This is a genomic window from Mesorhizobium shangrilense (assembly GCF_040537815.1).
Taxonomy (GTDB): Bacteria; Pseudomonadota; Alphaproteobacteria; order Rhizobiales; family Rhizobiaceae; genus Mesorhizobium; species Mesorhizobium shangrilense.
The window spans coordinates 4,427,546-4,441,840 of record NZ_JBEWSZ010000001.1; the positions used below are offsets into that span (position 1 = coordinate 4,427,546).

15 protein-coding genes are annotated in these 14,295 nt (G+C 64.5%); 12 read left to right on the forward strand and 3 right to left on the reverse strand.

Annotated features, from left to right (window positions below):
* The first annotated feature begins 41 nt into the window (after positions 1 to 41).
* The 12 genes from ABVQ20_RS21405 (at position 42) to ABVQ20_RS21460 (ending at position 11,442) form a co-directional block, all read left to right on the forward strand.
* A complete protein-coding gene (locus ABVQ20_RS21405; protein WP_354461462.1) occupies positions 42 to 749 on the forward strand; it encodes a DUF1045 domain-containing protein in 708 nt (235 codons plus the stop codon).
* A 57-nt stretch (positions 750 to 806) separates the two neighbouring features.
* Entirely contained in the window at positions 807 to 1,946 is a 1,140-nt protein-coding gene (locus ABVQ20_RS21410; RefSeq protein WP_354461463.1) for an alpha-D-ribose 1-methylphosphonate 5-triphosphate diphosphatase, read from the forward strand.
* A complete protein-coding gene (phnN, locus tag ABVQ20_RS21415; protein ID WP_354461464.1) occupies positions 1,943 to 2,572 on the forward strand; it encodes a phosphonate metabolism protein/1,5-bisphosphokinase (PRPP-forming) PhnN in 630 nt (209 codons plus the stop codon). The genes ABVQ20_RS21410 and phnN overlap by 4 nt, the downstream gene beginning before the upstream one ends.
* Positions 2,573 to 2,782: 210 nt before the next feature.
* Positions 2,783 to 3,676, forward strand: a complete 894-nt coding sequence (locus ABVQ20_RS21420) for a MurR/RpiR family transcriptional regulator (protein ID WP_354461465.1) — start codon at positions 2,783 to 2,785, stop codon at positions 3,674 to 3,676.
* 74 nt (positions 3,677 to 3,750) lie between these two features.
* The gene (locus ABVQ20_RS21425; protein ID WP_354461466.1) at positions 3,751 to 4,755 is read left to right on the forward strand and encodes an ABC transporter substrate-binding protein; all 1,005 of its coding nucleotides are present in this window, start codon (positions 3,751 to 3,753) and stop codon (positions 4,753 to 4,755) included.
* A 25-nt stretch (positions 4,756 to 4,780) separates the two neighbouring features.
* Positions 4,781 to 6,601, forward strand: a complete 1,821-nt coding sequence (locus ABVQ20_RS21430; RefSeq protein WP_354461467.1) for an ABC transporter permease — start codon at positions 4,781 to 4,783, stop codon at positions 6,599 to 6,601.
* The gene (locus tag ABVQ20_RS21435; protein ID WP_354461468.1) at positions 6,598 to 7,641 is read left to right on the forward strand and encodes an ABC transporter ATP-binding protein; all 1,044 of its coding nucleotides are present in this window, start codon (positions 6,598 to 6,600) and stop codon (positions 7,639 to 7,641) included. Before ABVQ20_RS21430 ends, ABVQ20_RS21435 begins: the two co-directional genes overlap by 4 nt.
* An 80-nt stretch (positions 7,642 to 7,721) precedes the next feature.
* Entirely contained in the window at positions 7,722 to 8,477 is a 756-nt protein-coding gene (locus ABVQ20_RS21440; RefSeq protein ID WP_354461469.1) for a COG4280 domain-containing protein, read from the forward strand.
* Positions 8,474 to 8,689, forward strand: a complete 216-nt coding sequence (locus ABVQ20_RS21445; RefSeq protein WP_354461470.1) for a hypothetical protein — start codon at positions 8,474 to 8,476, stop codon at positions 8,687 to 8,689. The genes ABVQ20_RS21440 and ABVQ20_RS21445 overlap by 4 nt, the downstream gene beginning before the upstream one ends.
* A 508-nt stretch (positions 8,690 to 9,197) precedes the next feature.
* Positions 9,198 to 10,007, forward strand: a complete 810-nt coding sequence (locus ABVQ20_RS21450) for a transporter substrate-binding domain-containing protein (protein ID WP_354461471.1) — start codon at positions 9,198 to 9,200, stop codon at positions 10,005 to 10,007.
* A 73-nt stretch (positions 10,008 to 10,080) separates the two neighbouring features.
* Entirely contained in the window at positions 10,081 to 10,746 is a 666-nt protein-coding gene (locus tag ABVQ20_RS21455; RefSeq protein WP_354461472.1) for an amino acid ABC transporter permease, read from the forward strand.
* Positions 10,747 to 10,749: 3 nt separating this feature from the next.
* Complete coding sequence (locus tag ABVQ20_RS21460; RefSeq protein WP_354461473.1) at positions 10,750 to 11,442, forward strand: amino acid ABC transporter permease; 693 nt, start codon at positions 10,750 to 10,752, stop codon at positions 11,440 to 11,442.
* A gap of 1 nt (position 11,443) precedes the next feature.
* On the opposite strand, the gene ABVQ20_RS21465 is transcribed toward ABVQ20_RS21460, so the two are convergent.
* The 3 genes from ABVQ20_RS21465 to ABVQ20_RS21475 are packed head-to-tail and all read right to left on the reverse strand — an operon-like array spanning position 11,444 to position 14,270.
* Positions 11,444 to 12,325, reverse strand: a complete 882-nt coding sequence (locus ABVQ20_RS21465) for an SMP-30/gluconolactonase/LRE family protein (protein ID WP_354461474.1) — start codon at positions 12,323 to 12,325, stop codon at positions 11,444 to 11,446.
* A 2-nt stretch (positions 12,326 to 12,327) separates the two neighbouring features.
* On the reverse strand, positions 12,328 to 13,296 hold the full coding sequence (locus ABVQ20_RS21470) for an ABC transporter permease (RefSeq protein ID WP_354461475.1): 969 nt from the start codon (positions 13,294 to 13,296) through the stop codon (positions 12,328 to 12,330).
* A complete protein-coding gene (locus ABVQ20_RS21475) occupies positions 13,293 to 14,270 on the reverse strand; it encodes an ABC transporter permease (RefSeq protein ID WP_354461476.1) in 978 nt (325 codons plus the stop codon). Before ABVQ20_RS21475 ends, ABVQ20_RS21470 begins: the two co-directional genes overlap by 4 nt.
* Positions 14,271 to 14,295 lie beyond the last annotated feature (25 nt).

A 14,295-nucleotide genomic window follows, 5' to 3' on the forward strand; every position in this document is an offset into this window, starting at 1 on the left:
ACCATCGCTTCCGACGCGGCGCGCTTTAACGAGGACTTCCCATGCGTTACGCCGTTTATTTCACCCCCCGGCAGGACGAACCGCTGGCGCGGATCGCTGCCAACTGGCTAGGCCGCGACCCGTTCGGCGCCGCCACACGGCCGGTCGAGGCCGTGGTGGACCTGTCGGCGGCGGAGGTGGCGTTCCACACCGCTTCGGCGCGGCGCTACGGCTTTCACGCCACGCTGAAGGCGCCGTTCCGGCTCGCCGCGAACGAGACCGAGGCTTCGCTGCGCGCAGCCCTCGACAACTTCGCCGAAGCGACGCCGGTGGTGACTATCCCGCGTCTGATCGTCAGCCAGATCGACGGTTTCTTCGCGCTGGTGCCGGAAGGGCCGCTGCCGGCGCTCAACAGTTTCGCCGATGACGTGGTGCGCGATTTCGACCGCTTCCGCGCACCGCTGACGGAAGCCGAGATCGAGCGGCGCAGCCCCGATTCCCTGAAGCCGAGCGAGTTCCGCAATCTCTGCCAATGGGGCTACCCCTATGTCTTCGAGACCTTCCGCTTCCACATGACGCTGTCGGGCAGGGCCGGGCCACAGGAAGCCCCTCGTCTTCGCGCGGCAATCGACAGCCTGTTCGCGGAGGTGCTGCAAAAGCCGGTGCTGGTCGATGCGCTGACGCTGTTTGTCGAAACCGAACCTGGCGCGCCGTTCATGGTGCTGTCGCACCACGCGCTCGGCCGCCGCCCGGCCAGAAAAACCGCCTGAACGATCGCCGGAATACTTCCGGCTGGAATAATCTGGAATAATCAAGGACCGCCTGAAATGACCGCCGAGACTGTTCTTACCAACGCCCGCATCGTGCTTGCCGACGAGATCGTCGAAGGTTCCCTGGTGCTGCGTGACGGCTTTATCGCCGGGATCGAAGCCGGCGCCAGCCGGACCGGCGAAGACATGGGCGGCGACTACGTCATTCCAGGACTGGTCGAACTCCACACCGACCATCTCGAAGGCCACTATGCGCCCCGCCCCAAGGTGCGCTGGAACCCGATCGCGGCCGTGCTAGCTCATGACGCGCAAGTGGCGACCGCCGGCATCACAACTGTGCTCGACGCCTTGCGCGTCGGCATGGACGAGGACGCCGACCTGACTTCGACCGATATCCGCAAGCTGGCCGACGCCATCGAGGACAGCGTCCAGCAGGATCGCCTTCGTGCCGACCACTTCCTCCATCTGCGCTGCGAGGTCTCGGCGCCGGACTGCCTCCAGGCTTTCGCCAATTTCGACGGCGACGACAGGGTCAGGCTGGCCTCGCTGATGGACCATGCGCCCGGCCAGCGCCAGTTCGTCAATCTCGAGACCTATGCCTATTACTACCAGCGCAAACTGAAGCTGACGGACCGTGACTTCAAGCTGTTCTGCGAAAAGCGGATGGCGGAATCGGCGGCGAATTCCGGTCCGAACCGTGCGGTCATCGCCGCCGCCTGCCACGAGCGCGGCATCGTGCTGGCGAGCCATGACGACGCCACTGTCGGCCATGTCGACGAGGCGATCGAACAGGGCGTGCGCGTCGCCGAATTCCCGACCACGGAAGCCGCGGCCAGGGCTTCGAAGGAAGCCGGCCTTGGCGTGCTGATGGGTGCGCCCAATGTCATGCGCGGCGCCTCGCATTCCGGCAATGTCTCAGCCCGGACATTGGCCAGCGACGGCCTGCTCGACATATTGTCGTCGGACTACATCCCCTTCAGCCTGATCCAGTCGGCCTTCTTCCTGGGCGACATGGTCGACGGCATTTCCCTGCCGCAGGCAGTGGCCATGGTCTCGAAGAACCCGGCCGATGCGATCGGCCTCACCGATCGCGGCGTCATCGAACAGGGCCGGCGCGCCGACCTGGTTCGCGTGCGCGTCGACGACCACGTTCCGGTCGTGCGCACGGTCTGGCGCCAGGGGCGCCGGGTCGCATGATGGTGTCGGCCTTGATCGAGCGCGAGTTGTCCTCCGCCACCTTTCCGATCCGCGACGGCGTCTTCGTCGCCGTGGTCGGGCCGAGCGGCGCCGGCAAGGATACGATCATCGATTATGCCCGTACGCGCTTTGCCGATGAGAGCCGGCTCGAGTTCGTGCGCCGGGTGATCACCCGGCCGAGCGACGCGGGCAGCGAGGATCACGACACGCTGGCCGAGGCCGCCTTCATCGAGGCGGAAGCCGACGGCGCCTTCGCCGTATCGTGGGAGGCGCATGGCTTGCGCTACGGTATACCCGCCGATGTCGACTGGTCCGTCTCCAATGGCCGCGTCGCGGTGGCGAATGTGTCGCGCGCGATCATCCCCGTGCTGCGCGAACGCTATGCCAATCTGGCTGTAGTCGAGATCACCGCCTCGCCGGAAATCCTGGCTGAACGGCTGGCCACTCGCGGCCGCGAATCGCGCGGCGAAGTGCTGGCGCGGCTGGCGCGCAGCGCCAGCGTCACCTTGTCCGGTCCCGGCGTCACCTCGATCGACAATGGCGGCCCCCGCGACGTGGCGGGCGAGCGTTTCGTCGAGGTGCTGCGCAAGGCGATGGCCTTCTCGGACATATCGGGCCTGATCTAGACCTCAAGATTTCGACTCATCAGGACGTCACGGCCGCCGCTCCTGGCGGCCCGTCGCCGTTCGCCTTCTTGACAGGCTAAGCTGTTCGCTTGCGGCCGGCCGTCGCTGTCACACCCCTGTAATGAACATTTCGGATGTTGGCGTCCGTTGCAATCACTACAGCCGGGTGAACCAACCTTCATGACTTATGATACCTCGGGAGATCGCAAGATGACGGTCGAGGCCCGTGTTCAGGCGGCGCTTGAAAGCCTGCCGCCCGCCGAACAGCGCATGGCGCGGTTCTTCGTCGACCAGAAACAATCTGTGCTGCTGGGTTCGGCGGCCGAGATCGCCGAGCTTGCCGGCACCAGCGATGCGACCGTCGTGCGGACGGCACGTTCGCTTGGTTTTGAGAGCCTCTCCGCGCTTCGCCAGATGCTGCTGTCGGACCTGACCGGCACCCCATCTCCCGGCAAGCGCCTGGCGCGAACCCTGCAGGAAACCGGCGACGACGGCGCCGGCGCCTTGCGGCATGTGATCGACCTGCATGAGAGCGTGCTCGACGTGCTCAAGCGCCCGGAGATGGCTGACGCATTCGAGCGCAGCGTCGACATTCTGGCGCGGGCCGGTCGCCGCCATGTGTTCGGCATCGGCCCATCAGGCGCCATGGCCGACTATGCCAGCCTGCAGTTCAACCGGATCGGGCTGCCGACCAGCGCGCTGTCGATGTCGGGAATTGCGCTGGCCGACCGCTTGCTGTGGCTCGGCAAGGGCGATGCCGTGCTGATGATGGCCTACGCGCCACTCTATCGCGAGGTGGAGATCGTGCTCGAGCAGGCCATGCGGCTCGACATTCCGGTCGTGCTGATCAGCGACAACCTGGCCCCACTGGTTTCCGGCAAGGTGGCCGAAACGCTGCCGGTTCCGCGCGGCAAGGCAGATCATCTGGCAATGCATGGCGGCACCATCGTTCTCATCGAGGCGATGATCATCGGGCTGGCGAAGCGCAACAGCCAGGCAGCCTTTGACAGCCTCGAGCGGCTGAGCACCTTACGCGGCTCAATTGACAAGGCGTGGGTAAAGCGAGGCGTTCGAAAGAACAGATCAAAACATACTCCCGGATGACACAAAAACTTCAAGTGAATCACGTATGATACAATGGGACTTATTATGCCATCAACAGTCTACTGGAGAACAAGATGAAAATCCGCACGACATTCTGCTTCGCGATCGGCTTGAGCGCGCTAGCCATGGCGGCGCCTGCTTCGGCATCCGACCTAGTGCTTTACGACGCGCTTGATTTCGCCGGCCCCGTGGCAAAGGCTTTCCAGGCCAAGACCGGCCTCACCGTTGACGTCGTCGAACCGGGCAGCACCGGCGAGACGCTGGGCAAGATCGCCGCCGAGGGCAACAATCCGCAATTCGACATCGTCTGGCTCGATGGCTCCGCCGTCATGGAGCGCATGGCCGCCGACCACGTGCTGCAGGCCGTTCCCGCCGCCGCCTACGACAAGGTGGCCTTCACCGATCTCGGCAAGTCGCTGGTCCCGCAAAGCCACGCCTTCCTGCCGACCGGCACAAGCACCACCGCCATCGAGGTCAACACCAAGAAGGTGCCCGCAGACAAGATGCCCAAATCCTGGGCCGACCTTCAGTCGTTTGCCGGCAGCGTCGCGGCCAAGGATCCCAATCTCTCCGGCCCGGCCTATCAGTGGCTGGCCGGCTTCTTCCAGACGAATGGCGTTGACGCGGGCAAGGCCTTGCTGACCAAAACCCTGACCAACAAGACGTTTGCCGGCCTGTCGAGCGGCGGCAAGGTGGACAAGGCAGTGCTTACCGGAGACGCCTCGGTCGGCATCAACCAGGACAGTTCGATCTTTTCCAAGATCGCGGCGGGCGAACCCGTCGTCGCGGTCTACCCGAGCGAAGGTTCGGTATCCTTGCCGCAAGGCCTCGGCATCAGCGCCAAGACCCAGCATATGGACGCGGTGCGGAAATTCATCGATTTCGTCACCAGCGCCGAGGGCCAGGCCGTCATGCTGAATGGCGACGACACCGACTTCTTCTACATCCCGATCATCAAGGGCATCCATGCCAAGCCCGGTCGCGAAACCAACATCACCTATACGCATCTCGACGATGCCGCGGCCTCCGCCCACGAGAAGGAATGGAAGCAGTGGTACAAGGAAACCTTCGTCCAGTGACCCGGCCGTTCCAGCAATGACAACCATGCAGCATACCGACGTCGCGGCTTCTGCCCGCGGCGTCGGCACTGGAAGGCTGCTGCAAGGCGGACGGGCGGTGCTCGTTCGCTGCGCTGGACCGTTTGCCATCTACGCCGTGTTTGCCTTGCTGATCGGATTGCCGCTTGCCCTGGTACTGGTCCAGGCAGTCATGCCGGGCCTGTTTGCCGTGCAGGATGGCAGCAACATTTTAAGCTTCGAGCCCTTGGCCCGCGTCTTCAACTCGGCCCATGTCGCCAGCTCGGTCCTGCATTCGCTCGAACTCGGCATGCTTGTCGCTTGCACAACGACGGCCCTGGGCGGTGCCTTCGCGGTCCTGGTCCAACGCTGCGACATCCCGCTGCGGACAGCGATTTCAACGGTGCCGTGGCTGGTTTTCCTGACGCCGTCCTATCTGAAGGCGCTCGCCTGGGTGCTGCTGATGTCGCCCGGTGGTTATCTGGCGCAGTTCGGCTTGCTGCCCTCCTGGCTGGGCTCGTCGTTTTTCGGCCTCACCGGCCTGGTGTTTGTTCACACGCTCAGTCTGTTTCCGCTGGCTGTCTTCATCATCGGCAACGCGCTCGCCGGACTGGGCAGCGAACTGGAGGATGCCGCGCGGCTTTCCGGCGCCGCTCCGCTCAGGATATGGCTGCGCATCAACGGTCCCTTGCTGGCGCCGGCCATTGCCTTGAGTTTCATCGCCACCTTCGCCGAGGTGTTGTCCGATTTCGGGCTTGCCTCGACCATCGCCAGGATGTCGAATTTCGGTGTCCTGACCTATGGCATCTACGCGGCGGCCAGCGAATATCCCGTCGACTTTCCAGCCGCCGGCGCCCAGGCTCTCGTCCTGCTTGGCCTTGTCCTGCTCGTCGTGGTGGCGGACCGGCTGCTGCGTCGCCGCGCCGACCCACGCCTGATTTCGGGCCGCTCCAGGCCGGCTCGGCTTTACAATCTCGGCAAATGGCACCGGCTTGCCATGGCCGCAGCCCTTGCCGTCGCGCTCTTGGCGCTCGTGTTGCCGCTCACCGCGATCGCCGCGCGCGCCCTTACGCAAACACTGGGCCATGGACTCATCTGGAGCAATTTCACCTCGGCCAATGTGGTGGCAGCGCTTAGCTTGAACACCGAGGCCAATGACGGCCTGCTGCGCAGCCTCTTCTATGCCGGGCTCACGGCAGTCATCGCCAGCGCGCTTGCCCTTCTCCTGTCGGCGCAACTCGAACGCGCGAGCCCAGTCCTGCGCACCGCCGTCATCGGCCTGTCTCTGGGGTCGGTGGCGATACCGGGCATAGTGCTGGGCTTCGGCTATATCCTTGTCTGGAACCGCCTGCCCGGTTTCCGCGACTGGCCGTTTCCCCACTACGGCAATGGGTCGCTTCTGGTCATGGGCTATGTCGCGGCAGCGCTTCCCTACTGCCTAGTGGTTATCCTTGCGGCCATCGGCCAGCTGGCGCCGAGCCTGACGGATGCGGCGCGGCTGAACGGCGTCGGGACAGTCCGACGATTGCTGGCAATCACCTTGCCGCTTGTCTTGCTGAGCGTGGTGACGGCTTTCCTGCTGACGTTCATCCGCACCGTGTTCGAACTGCCGATCTCGCAGATGCTCATTCCCCAAAGCGGCCCGCCGGCGCCGACGCTCATCCTGAGGCTGTTCAGCCACGACCGGGACGGACTGGCATCCGCGATCGCGCTTGTCGCCATGGCCGCCGCGGGCATTGGCGCGGCATTGGTCTGGTACCCGCTGCAGCGGTTCGTCAAACCGCGCCGAAGTGCAGGGCATGTCCATGCGGGCAGCAGTCCAATCGCTGAAACGGGAACCTCGCCATGACCGCCTCCCTGCATTGTGCCGGCATTTGCAAGTCGCTCGGCGGCCGCGCCGTCCTGACCGATCTCGATCTCAAGATCGACGCTGGCGAAGTGGTGTCCCTTCTCGGGGCCAGCGGGTCAGGCAAGACCACGCTTCTACGCATCATTGCCGGACTGGTCGAGCCCGAGAAAGGGCTGATCACACTGGACGGGCGTGTCGTGTGGAGCGAAAAGTCGATCATAGCGGCTGAGAAGCGGCGGATCGGCATGGTCTTCCAGGACTATGCGCTGTGGCCGCACATGACGGTCGCCAACAATCTGACCTTCGGGCTGCGCTCGCAGCGGCTTTCGGATCAGGACATCGCCCAGCGGCTCAACCATGCGCTCGACGTCACTCGTCTTGGCCCCTACAGGGACCGCTACCCCAGCGAATTGTCCGGAGGACAGCAGCAGCGTGTCGCCATCGCGCGCTGCCTTGCGGCGCGTCCGGCGTTGATGCTGTTCGACGAGCCGCTGAGCAATCTCGACGCGGCGCTGCGCGAGGACATGCGCATCGAGATGATGGAGCTGGTGCGCCGCGAGGCCATCACCGTCGTCTATGTGACGCATGATCAGGCGGAGGCCATGGCGGTCTCCGATCGCATTGCCATCATGCGGGCAGGCGAGATCGTCCAGTTCGATACACCGCGCGCGATCTACGAGACGCCAGCCGATTCCTTCGTGGCAAGCTTCATCGGCGGCTTTTCGATCGTTCGGGGGCAGGTCCGTGACGAACTGTTTGCAATCGCCGACAGCGATGCCGAAACAGTGCGCACGCCAGGCGCCCGGTCCGGTGCCGGCATGCTGGTCATTCGCCCCGAGGACGCGCGCCCGGCCGAGGCCTACCCCGGCAATCGCCTGCAAGGCAGGGTTCTGTCGAGCGCCTTCCAGGGTCGATGCTGGCGGCTGGCGGTCGATCTCGGGCCCCAGCGCGTACGGCTCGACTGGCCCGAAGCTCCGCCGATTGGCGCCTCACTTGCTTTTTCGCTGCCACCGGAGCGCTGTGTGGTGCTGACGGCATAGTGATTCTGGGCCACGATCCGAGAGGTGGAAATGACCTTCCAAAAAGATCATGGTCAAACGAGACAACACAGGAAGCCTTCATGCATAGTCTGACACCCATCCTTTCGACGATAACAGCGGCATTCCTGGCGTCTGTCGTCGAGGTCGTCGAAGCCTTCACCATCGTGCTTGCTGTAGGAGTGACGCGGAGCTGGCGCCCGGCCCTGACCGGTGCCGCACTGGCACTGGCGGTGCTGGCGGCACTGGTGCTGGCGTTTGGCCCGCTGCTGGCGCTGATACCCATCACCACGCTGCAGTTCGTCGTCGGCGTGCTGCTGATCCTGTTCGGCATGCGCTGGCTGCGAAAGGCCATCCTGCGCAGCGTCGGCGTCATCGCCCTGCATGACGAGGCGGCGGCCTTCTCCAAGGAGACCGCCGCCTTGCACCAGCTGGCCAACGACCGCCGCGCCGACTATCTCGCCGGGCTGGCGTCCTTCAAGGCGGTGCTGCTGGAGGGCGTCGAGGTTGTGTTCATCGTCATTGCTGTCGGTGCGGCCCATGGACAGACGCTCTACGCAAGCCTGGGCGCGCTGGCGGCGTTCGTCCTGGTCGTGCTTATCGGCCTCGCGGTACACAGGCCGCTGGCGCGGGTGCCGGAGAATGCGCTCAAATTCGTGGTCGGGCTGATGCTGACCAGCTTCGGTATCTTCTGGACCGGCGAAGGCATCGGCGCCGACTGGCCGGGCGCCGATCTCGCCTTGCTCGCCATTTTCGCCATCGTCGCGCTGGCGTCCTTTGCCATGGTGCGCGGGCTGCGCAGCGCCTATCCCGCATCCGCTGGAGGGCTCGCCCGATGAACGTCATTCGTCTTATTGCCAAGGAATTCTTCGGCATGTTTGTCGACGATGGCAGTCTGGCGCTGCTGGCCCTGCTCCTGGTGGCCATCATCGCGGCGGCGGTGAAGCTGCTGGCGCTGCCGCCGCTGCTCGGCGGCGCCTTGCTGCTGGTGGGCTGCCTCGCCATCCTGTTGCAAAGCGTCCGCCGCGCGGCACGTGGAACCAATCGGTAGCGGCGGCATGCGTTTCCTTGCCGGATAGGCTCCGGCCCAGGCCGGCTGATCCAGTGATGGCCTGCGGCCAGGCCATCACATCGAAGGCGCCGTGCGAGATTGCGCGGCGCTCGCGGTCGGCGTGAGATGGCGGTAAACCACTCGCGGGCGATGGCGGCGGCCTTGCCTGACAGATCGTGCTTGATCTCGTCGCAGGCGTCGTGCCGGGCAGGCTGAAAAAAGCGCCAGCCGCTACGCGGACCGGTCATCATCCCTTGTCACGATACACTCGGTGCGAGGCACTGGCACTGGCGCCTCCCTATCTAAAAACTTCCTGCGGGCGCGTGCATGGACAGGCACTTAATATTATAATAGCATACCATTATAACTCGCGGAGGAGCGCTGGATCCCCGGTTTGCAAGGGAAATCAGCGAGCGAAATGTCGATCCTGTTTTACGTCGTCGCGCGGCTTGCGTCCCGCGCGAGCGACGCCGACCCAAGGCGCTGTCAAAAAGCACGGGAGGAAAACATGCGGACTTTCCTGGGAGGGGCCGGCGCTTTGCTCGCCGGCATCGTACTGGCGCTATCAGCGCTGCTGCCATCCATCGCCTCGGCGCAATCGGTCGACGAGATCATTTCGCGCGGCAAGCTGGTCGTCGCCATCGACACCACGACACCGCCCTACGGCTTTCTCGACGCCAACCTGAAGCCGACCGGTTTCGATATCGAGGTCGCCAACAAGATGGGCGAAGCGCTCGGCGTACCCGTCGAATTCGTTACCGTCACCTCTCCGGGCCGCATTCCGGCGCTGCTGACCAAGCAGGTCGACGCGGTGATCTCGATCTTCTCGATCACGCCGGCGCGCGCCATCCAGATCGATTATTCCATCCCCTATGCCGGACAGTCGGCCGTGGTGATCGCGCCGAAGAGCAGCAGCATCAAGGGCGTCGCAGACCTGGTCGGCAAGAAGGTCGGCCTGACACGCGGCACCGGCGAGGACGGTCTGCTGACCAAGGCCGCAGAAGCCAACCCAGGCATCGAGATCCTGCGCTTCGATGACTACTCCTCGCTGCTGCAGGCGATGGTGTCCGGCCAGATCGACGCCATGGGCGGCGGCGACTATGGCGAGATCTACCTGAAGAAGGCGCAGAATGGCGACGCCTTCGAACAGAAATACGTGCTGAAGACCTTCTATTTCGGCATTGGCGTCGCCAAGGGCAACGACAATCTGCGCCAGTGGATCAACACCTGGCTGTTCACCATGAAGACCGACGGCACGCTGGACGCGCTGTCGGTGAAATACCGCAATCAGCCACTCCCTGTTCTGCCGGTATTCTGACCCATCCATTGCCAGTCCGGGCGGGGCCGTTGTTGCATCGGCCCCGCTTCCCTGACCTCGTGACGGGATGCCCATGCAAACCGCCCTGCAATTCGGCCCGATCCTTGTCCATCTCGACCTGTTGCTGCGCGGCCTGGAGAAGACTATCCAGCTGGCTGTAATGTCGATCCTGTTTGGCACCGCCATAGGCGTCCTCGGCGCCGTCGGCCGCAGCTTCGGCCCGCGCTTTTTGTCGTGGCCGATCGCCTGTTATGTCGAGCTGATCCGCAACACGCCGCTGTTGATCCAGCTCTATTTCGTGTTCTTCTCGCTGCCGTTGTTCGGCTTCAAATTGTCCAGCAACACGGCCGCTATCGTCGCGCTGTCGATCCATCTCGGCGCCTATGCGACGGAGATATTACGCGCCGGCATAGAAGCCATTCCGGGGGAACAGATCGAGGCCGCCAAATCGCTCGGCCTCGGCCGCTACCGCATCATCCGCCATGTCGTGCTGGTGCCGGCGGCGCGCGCTGTCTACCCGTCGCTGTCGGCGCAATTCATCCTGCAGATCATGGGCACCTCGATCGTCGGCGCCATCGCGGCGGAGGAACTGACGGCGGTCGCCAACAACCTGGTCATGCAGACCTTCCGCAGCTTCGAGGTCTACATCATCATCGCCATCATCTATTTCGTACTGGTGCAGGCCGCCAGCCTGCTCTTCGCCGGCATAGGCAAGCTCATGTTCCGCTGGAAGGCCTGAGCGATGAGCCTGCGCGATTTCGGCCCCAACGAGCTGATGTTCCTGCTCTTGGCGACACGCTGGACGATCCTGCTTGCGCTGGTCGCCTTTGCCGGCGGCGGCCTGATCGGCCTCGTGGTGGCGGCGATCCGCGTGGCGCCGACGCGGCCGCTGCGCTGGCTGGCCGCCGGCTACATCCAGTTCTTCATGGGCACGCCGATCCTGATCCAGCTGTTCATGGCCTACTACGGCGCATCCTTCCTCGGCTACCGGCCGGACCCGTGGGTGGCCGCCGCCGTGACCTTCTCGCTCAACGGCGGCGCTTTCTTCGGCGAGATCTTTCGCGGCGCCATCGAGGCGATCCCCCGTGGACAATGGGAAGCCGCGACAGCGCTCGGCTTCCGCTTTGTCAGGACACTGCGGCTGGTGATCATCCCGCAGGCAATAAGGCTGATGCTGCCGCCGACCGTCGGCTTCATGGTGCAGATCGTCAAGACGACGTCCATCGCCTCGCTGATCGGGCTGACCGAACTCGCCCGCGCCGCCACGCAGGTCAACACCGTCACCTTCCAGCCAGTGATGGTGTTCGGCACGGTGTCGCTGATCTACTTTGCTTTGTGCTGGCCGCTGTCGCTTTATGCCGGCTATCTCGAGCGTCGTTTCGCCACCGGTATGACCCGTAAGGTCGAGAAGCCGCTGGTCATGTCGGCTGTTTGAGTCAGCCCTTGAAAGCCGGCAGGGTCAGGCCCTTGACGCCGACGTCGAGCGCGAACAATCCACCCGGATTCTTCTGGCCGACGAAATGGCTGGCTGGACGCCTGAGCACGGCCGACGTGACATAGAGGATGTCGAGATCCTTGCCGCCGAATTCGCAGCAGGTCGGCAGGTCGGTCGGCAGAACCACCGTCTCCATCAGCTCGCCATCAGGATCGTAGCGGCAGACCTTGCTGGTCACCGGGATGGTCACCCAGTAACAGCCCTCGGCATCAACCGTGGCGCCATCGGCGACGCCGCCGGTCGCCGTCATGTCGATGAAGGTGCGGCGGTTTTCGATGTCGCCGGTGGCGGGGTCGAAATCATAGGACCAGACGGCGCCGGCATGGCTGTCGGAGAAATACATCGTCTTCGAATCCGGGCTCCAGGCCAGGCCATTGGAGCAGCCGATGCCGTCGATCATCTTGTGCACCGAAAGGTCGGGATCGAGCCGGTAGAGCGCGCCGATGAATTCGATCGGCTGGCCCGGCACCTCGAACATCGAGCCCGACCAGAAGCGACCCTGGCGGTCCGGCTTGCCATCATTGAAGCGGGTCTTCGGCATATGCGCTTCCGGATCGACGATCGCCTCGAATTTGCCGGTTGCCGGGTCGAAGAAATGGAAGCCGTCGGTCATGGTCAGCACCAGGCCGCCCTTCTCGCGCAGGCCAAGGCAGCCGAGATATTCGGCAGTCTCGAAGACCTCGTCCTTGCCCGTCGCGGGGTCATAGCGGTGGATCAGCTTCTTCCAGATGTCGATCCACCAGAGCACGCCGGCCTTCGGGTCCCACAGCGTGCCTTCGCCGAGTTCAGCCCTGGCATCGACGACACAGGTGATTTCGACCATGGTCAGCCCTCTTTTCCGCGCAGCTTGCCGCCGAGACCGGCAAAGGTTTCGCTGCCGATCGACACGGTGAGCAGGATCACCGCGCCATAGACGATGAGCAGCGCACCGCTCGACAGGTTCAGCGCCGGCAAAAGGCCGGTCAGGATGGTGAGCACCATGGCACCGGCGACGGTGCCCAGATAATGCCCGCTGCCGCCGAGGATCGAGGCACCGCCGATGGCGACCGCCGCGATCGAGGTGAACAGATAGGCGTCGCCCATGCCGAGATAGGCCTGGCCGGAATAGCCGGTCAGAAGCATGCCGGCGAAGGCGGCGGTGAGGCCGGAGATCACATAGGTCAGGATGGTGGTGCGCGCCGTCGGCACGCCGGAGAATTCGGCCACCGTGGCGCTGGTGCCGAGCGCATAGAGATGGCGGCCGAACGCCGCCTTGGAGAGCAGCAGGGTCGCCACCAGCGTCAAGGCCAGCCAGATCACCGCGATGACCGGGAAGCCACTGACGCGCCCGACAGACAGGAACTGGATCAAGGCAGGCGCCGAGGGTGTCGGCGAGCCGCCGGTCAGCACCAGGATCAGGCCTTGCAGGATGACATTGGTGGCCAGCGTCATGATGATCGGCGGCACGCCGAACCGGGCGACGCCGACGCCGTTGATCAGCCCGATGAAGGCACCACCGGCAAGCAGCAGCGGCATGACCCAGGCCAGCGGCAGGTCCTGGCCGCCGCACAGCAGCGCCATGACGATGGCCGCCGAATTGAGCACCCAGGGCACCGACAGGTCGATGCCGCCGCCGATGATGACGACGGTCTGGCCAAGCGCGACGATGCCGACAAAGGCGGCCAACACGATCGTCGAGCGCATGTTGGAAACCGAGAGGAAGCCCGGCGAGAACAGCGCCGTGACCAGCAGCAGCACCACCATGCCGGCATAGGCGAGCACGATGAGCCGGTTGCGGGCGAGGAAGGCGCTCATTGGACGCGGCTCCTTGCGGCCTTTTCGGCGACGGAACTGGCCAGCACTGAGAGCAGCAGGATAACGCCGGAAGCGACCGGCTGCCAGTAGCTCGACACATGCAGGACGAAGACCAGGTTGCCGATCAGGGTGAGCACGAAGGCGCCGATCAGCGTGCCGGCGAGATGGCCCCGGCCGCCGAACAGGCTGACGCCGCCGATCACCGCCGCCGCCACCGAAGGCAGGATGTAGTCCTTGCCGATGGTCGGCGATCCGGCGCCGGTCTGCGTCACCAGGAAGAGGGCAGCGCCCGCCGCGAACAGGCCGGAGAGGCCGTAGGTGATGAGGTTGACGCGGGTGATCGAGACCCCCGACAGGAAGGCCGATTTCTCGTTGGAGCCGGTCGCCTGGATGGCGATGCCGACCCGCGTCGCGCGGAACCACCACCAGAACAGCAGAAGTGCCAGAAGCATCCAGACCGGGCTGGTCAGGCCGATGAGTTGTGCGGAGGCGAAGCTGACCCACCAGGCGGGAACGCTGCCGCCATCCGTCGGCAGGATGATCATGGCGACACCGTTGAGGATCGACCAAGTGGCGAGCGTCACCAGGAAGGGCTGCAGCTTGAGCAGCGAGATCAAAAGGCCGTTGAGCGCACCGATCAGGAAGCCAAGCGCCAGGATGATCAGCATCCCGAGCGCCGTGGTCGATGGATCATCGGTGAAGCGCGTTGCCGCGATCACCGTGCCGAGGCTGATCATGCCGCCGATCGACAGGTCGATGCCGCCGCGCACCAGCACGATGGTCTGGCCGGTCGCCGCCAGCATCAGCGTCATTGCCGCGGCCGTATCGAGGTTGAGTTCATCCAGCGAAAAGACGCCGGACTGCAAGCTGCCATAGATGGCGACGATCAAGGCCAGCATCAGGCAAGCGACCAGGAACGGCGCGCGGTCGAGCACGCGGCCACGCCAATCGATGCCCGGCGCGGCTTGATTCATTTCAGCAGGCCTTTGCGCCATTTCC

Coding starts and splice junctions, on each gene's coding strand:
- ABVQ20_RS21465 (WP_354461474.1), bottom strand. CDS start 12,325: ATGGTCGAAATCACCTGTGTCGTCGATGCCAGGGCTGAACTCGGCGAA.
- ABVQ20_RS21445 (WP_354461470.1), top strand. CDS start 8,474: ATGAACGTCATTCGTCTTATTGCCAAGGAATTCTTCGGCATGTTTGTC.
- ABVQ20_RS21420 (WP_354461465.1), top strand. CDS start 2,783: ATGACGGTCGAGGCCCGTGTTCAGGCGGCGCTTGAAAGCCTGCCGCCC.
- ABVQ20_RS21425 (WP_354461466.1), top strand. CDS start 3,751: ATGAAAATCCGCACGACATTCTGCTTCGCGATCGGCTTGAGCGCGCTA.
- ABVQ20_RS21475 (WP_354461476.1), bottom strand. CDS start 14,270: ATGAATCAAGCCGCGCCGGGCATCGATTGGCGTGGCCGCGTGCTCGAC.
- ABVQ20_RS21460 (WP_354461473.1), top strand. CDS start 10,750: ATGAGCCTGCGCGATTTCGGCCCCAACGAGCTGATGTTCCTGCTCTTG.
- phnN (WP_354461464.1), top strand. CDS start 1,943: ATGATGGTGTCGGCCTTGATCGAGCGCGAGTTGTCCTCCGCCACCTTT.
- ABVQ20_RS21470 (WP_354461475.1), bottom strand. CDS start 13,296: ATGAGCGCCTTCCTCGCCCGCAACCGGCTCATCGTGCTCGCCTATGCC.
- ABVQ20_RS21455 (WP_354461472.1), top strand. CDS start 10,081: ATGCAAACCGCCCTGCAATTCGGCCCGATCCTTGTCCATCTCGACCTG.
- ABVQ20_RS21435 (WP_354461468.1), top strand. CDS start 6,598: ATGACCGCCTCCCTGCATTGTGCCGGCATTTGCAAGTCGCTCGGCGGC.
- ABVQ20_RS21405 (WP_354461462.1), top strand. CDS start 42: ATGCGTTACGCCGTTTATTTCACCCCCCGGCAGGACGAACCGCTGGCG.
- ABVQ20_RS21430 (WP_354461467.1), top strand. CDS start 4,781: ATGCAGCATACCGACGTCGCGGCTTCTGCCCGCGGCGTCGGCACTGGA.
- ABVQ20_RS21410 (WP_354461463.1), top strand. CDS start 807: ATGACCGCCGAGACTGTTCTTACCAACGCCCGCATCGTGCTTGCCGAC.
- ABVQ20_RS21440 (WP_354461469.1), top strand. CDS start 7,722: ATGCATAGTCTGACACCCATCCTTTCGACGATAACAGCGGCATTCCTG.
- ABVQ20_RS21450 (WP_354461471.1), top strand. CDS start 9,198: ATGCGGACTTTCCTGGGAGGGGCCGGCGCTTTGCTCGCCGGCATCGTA.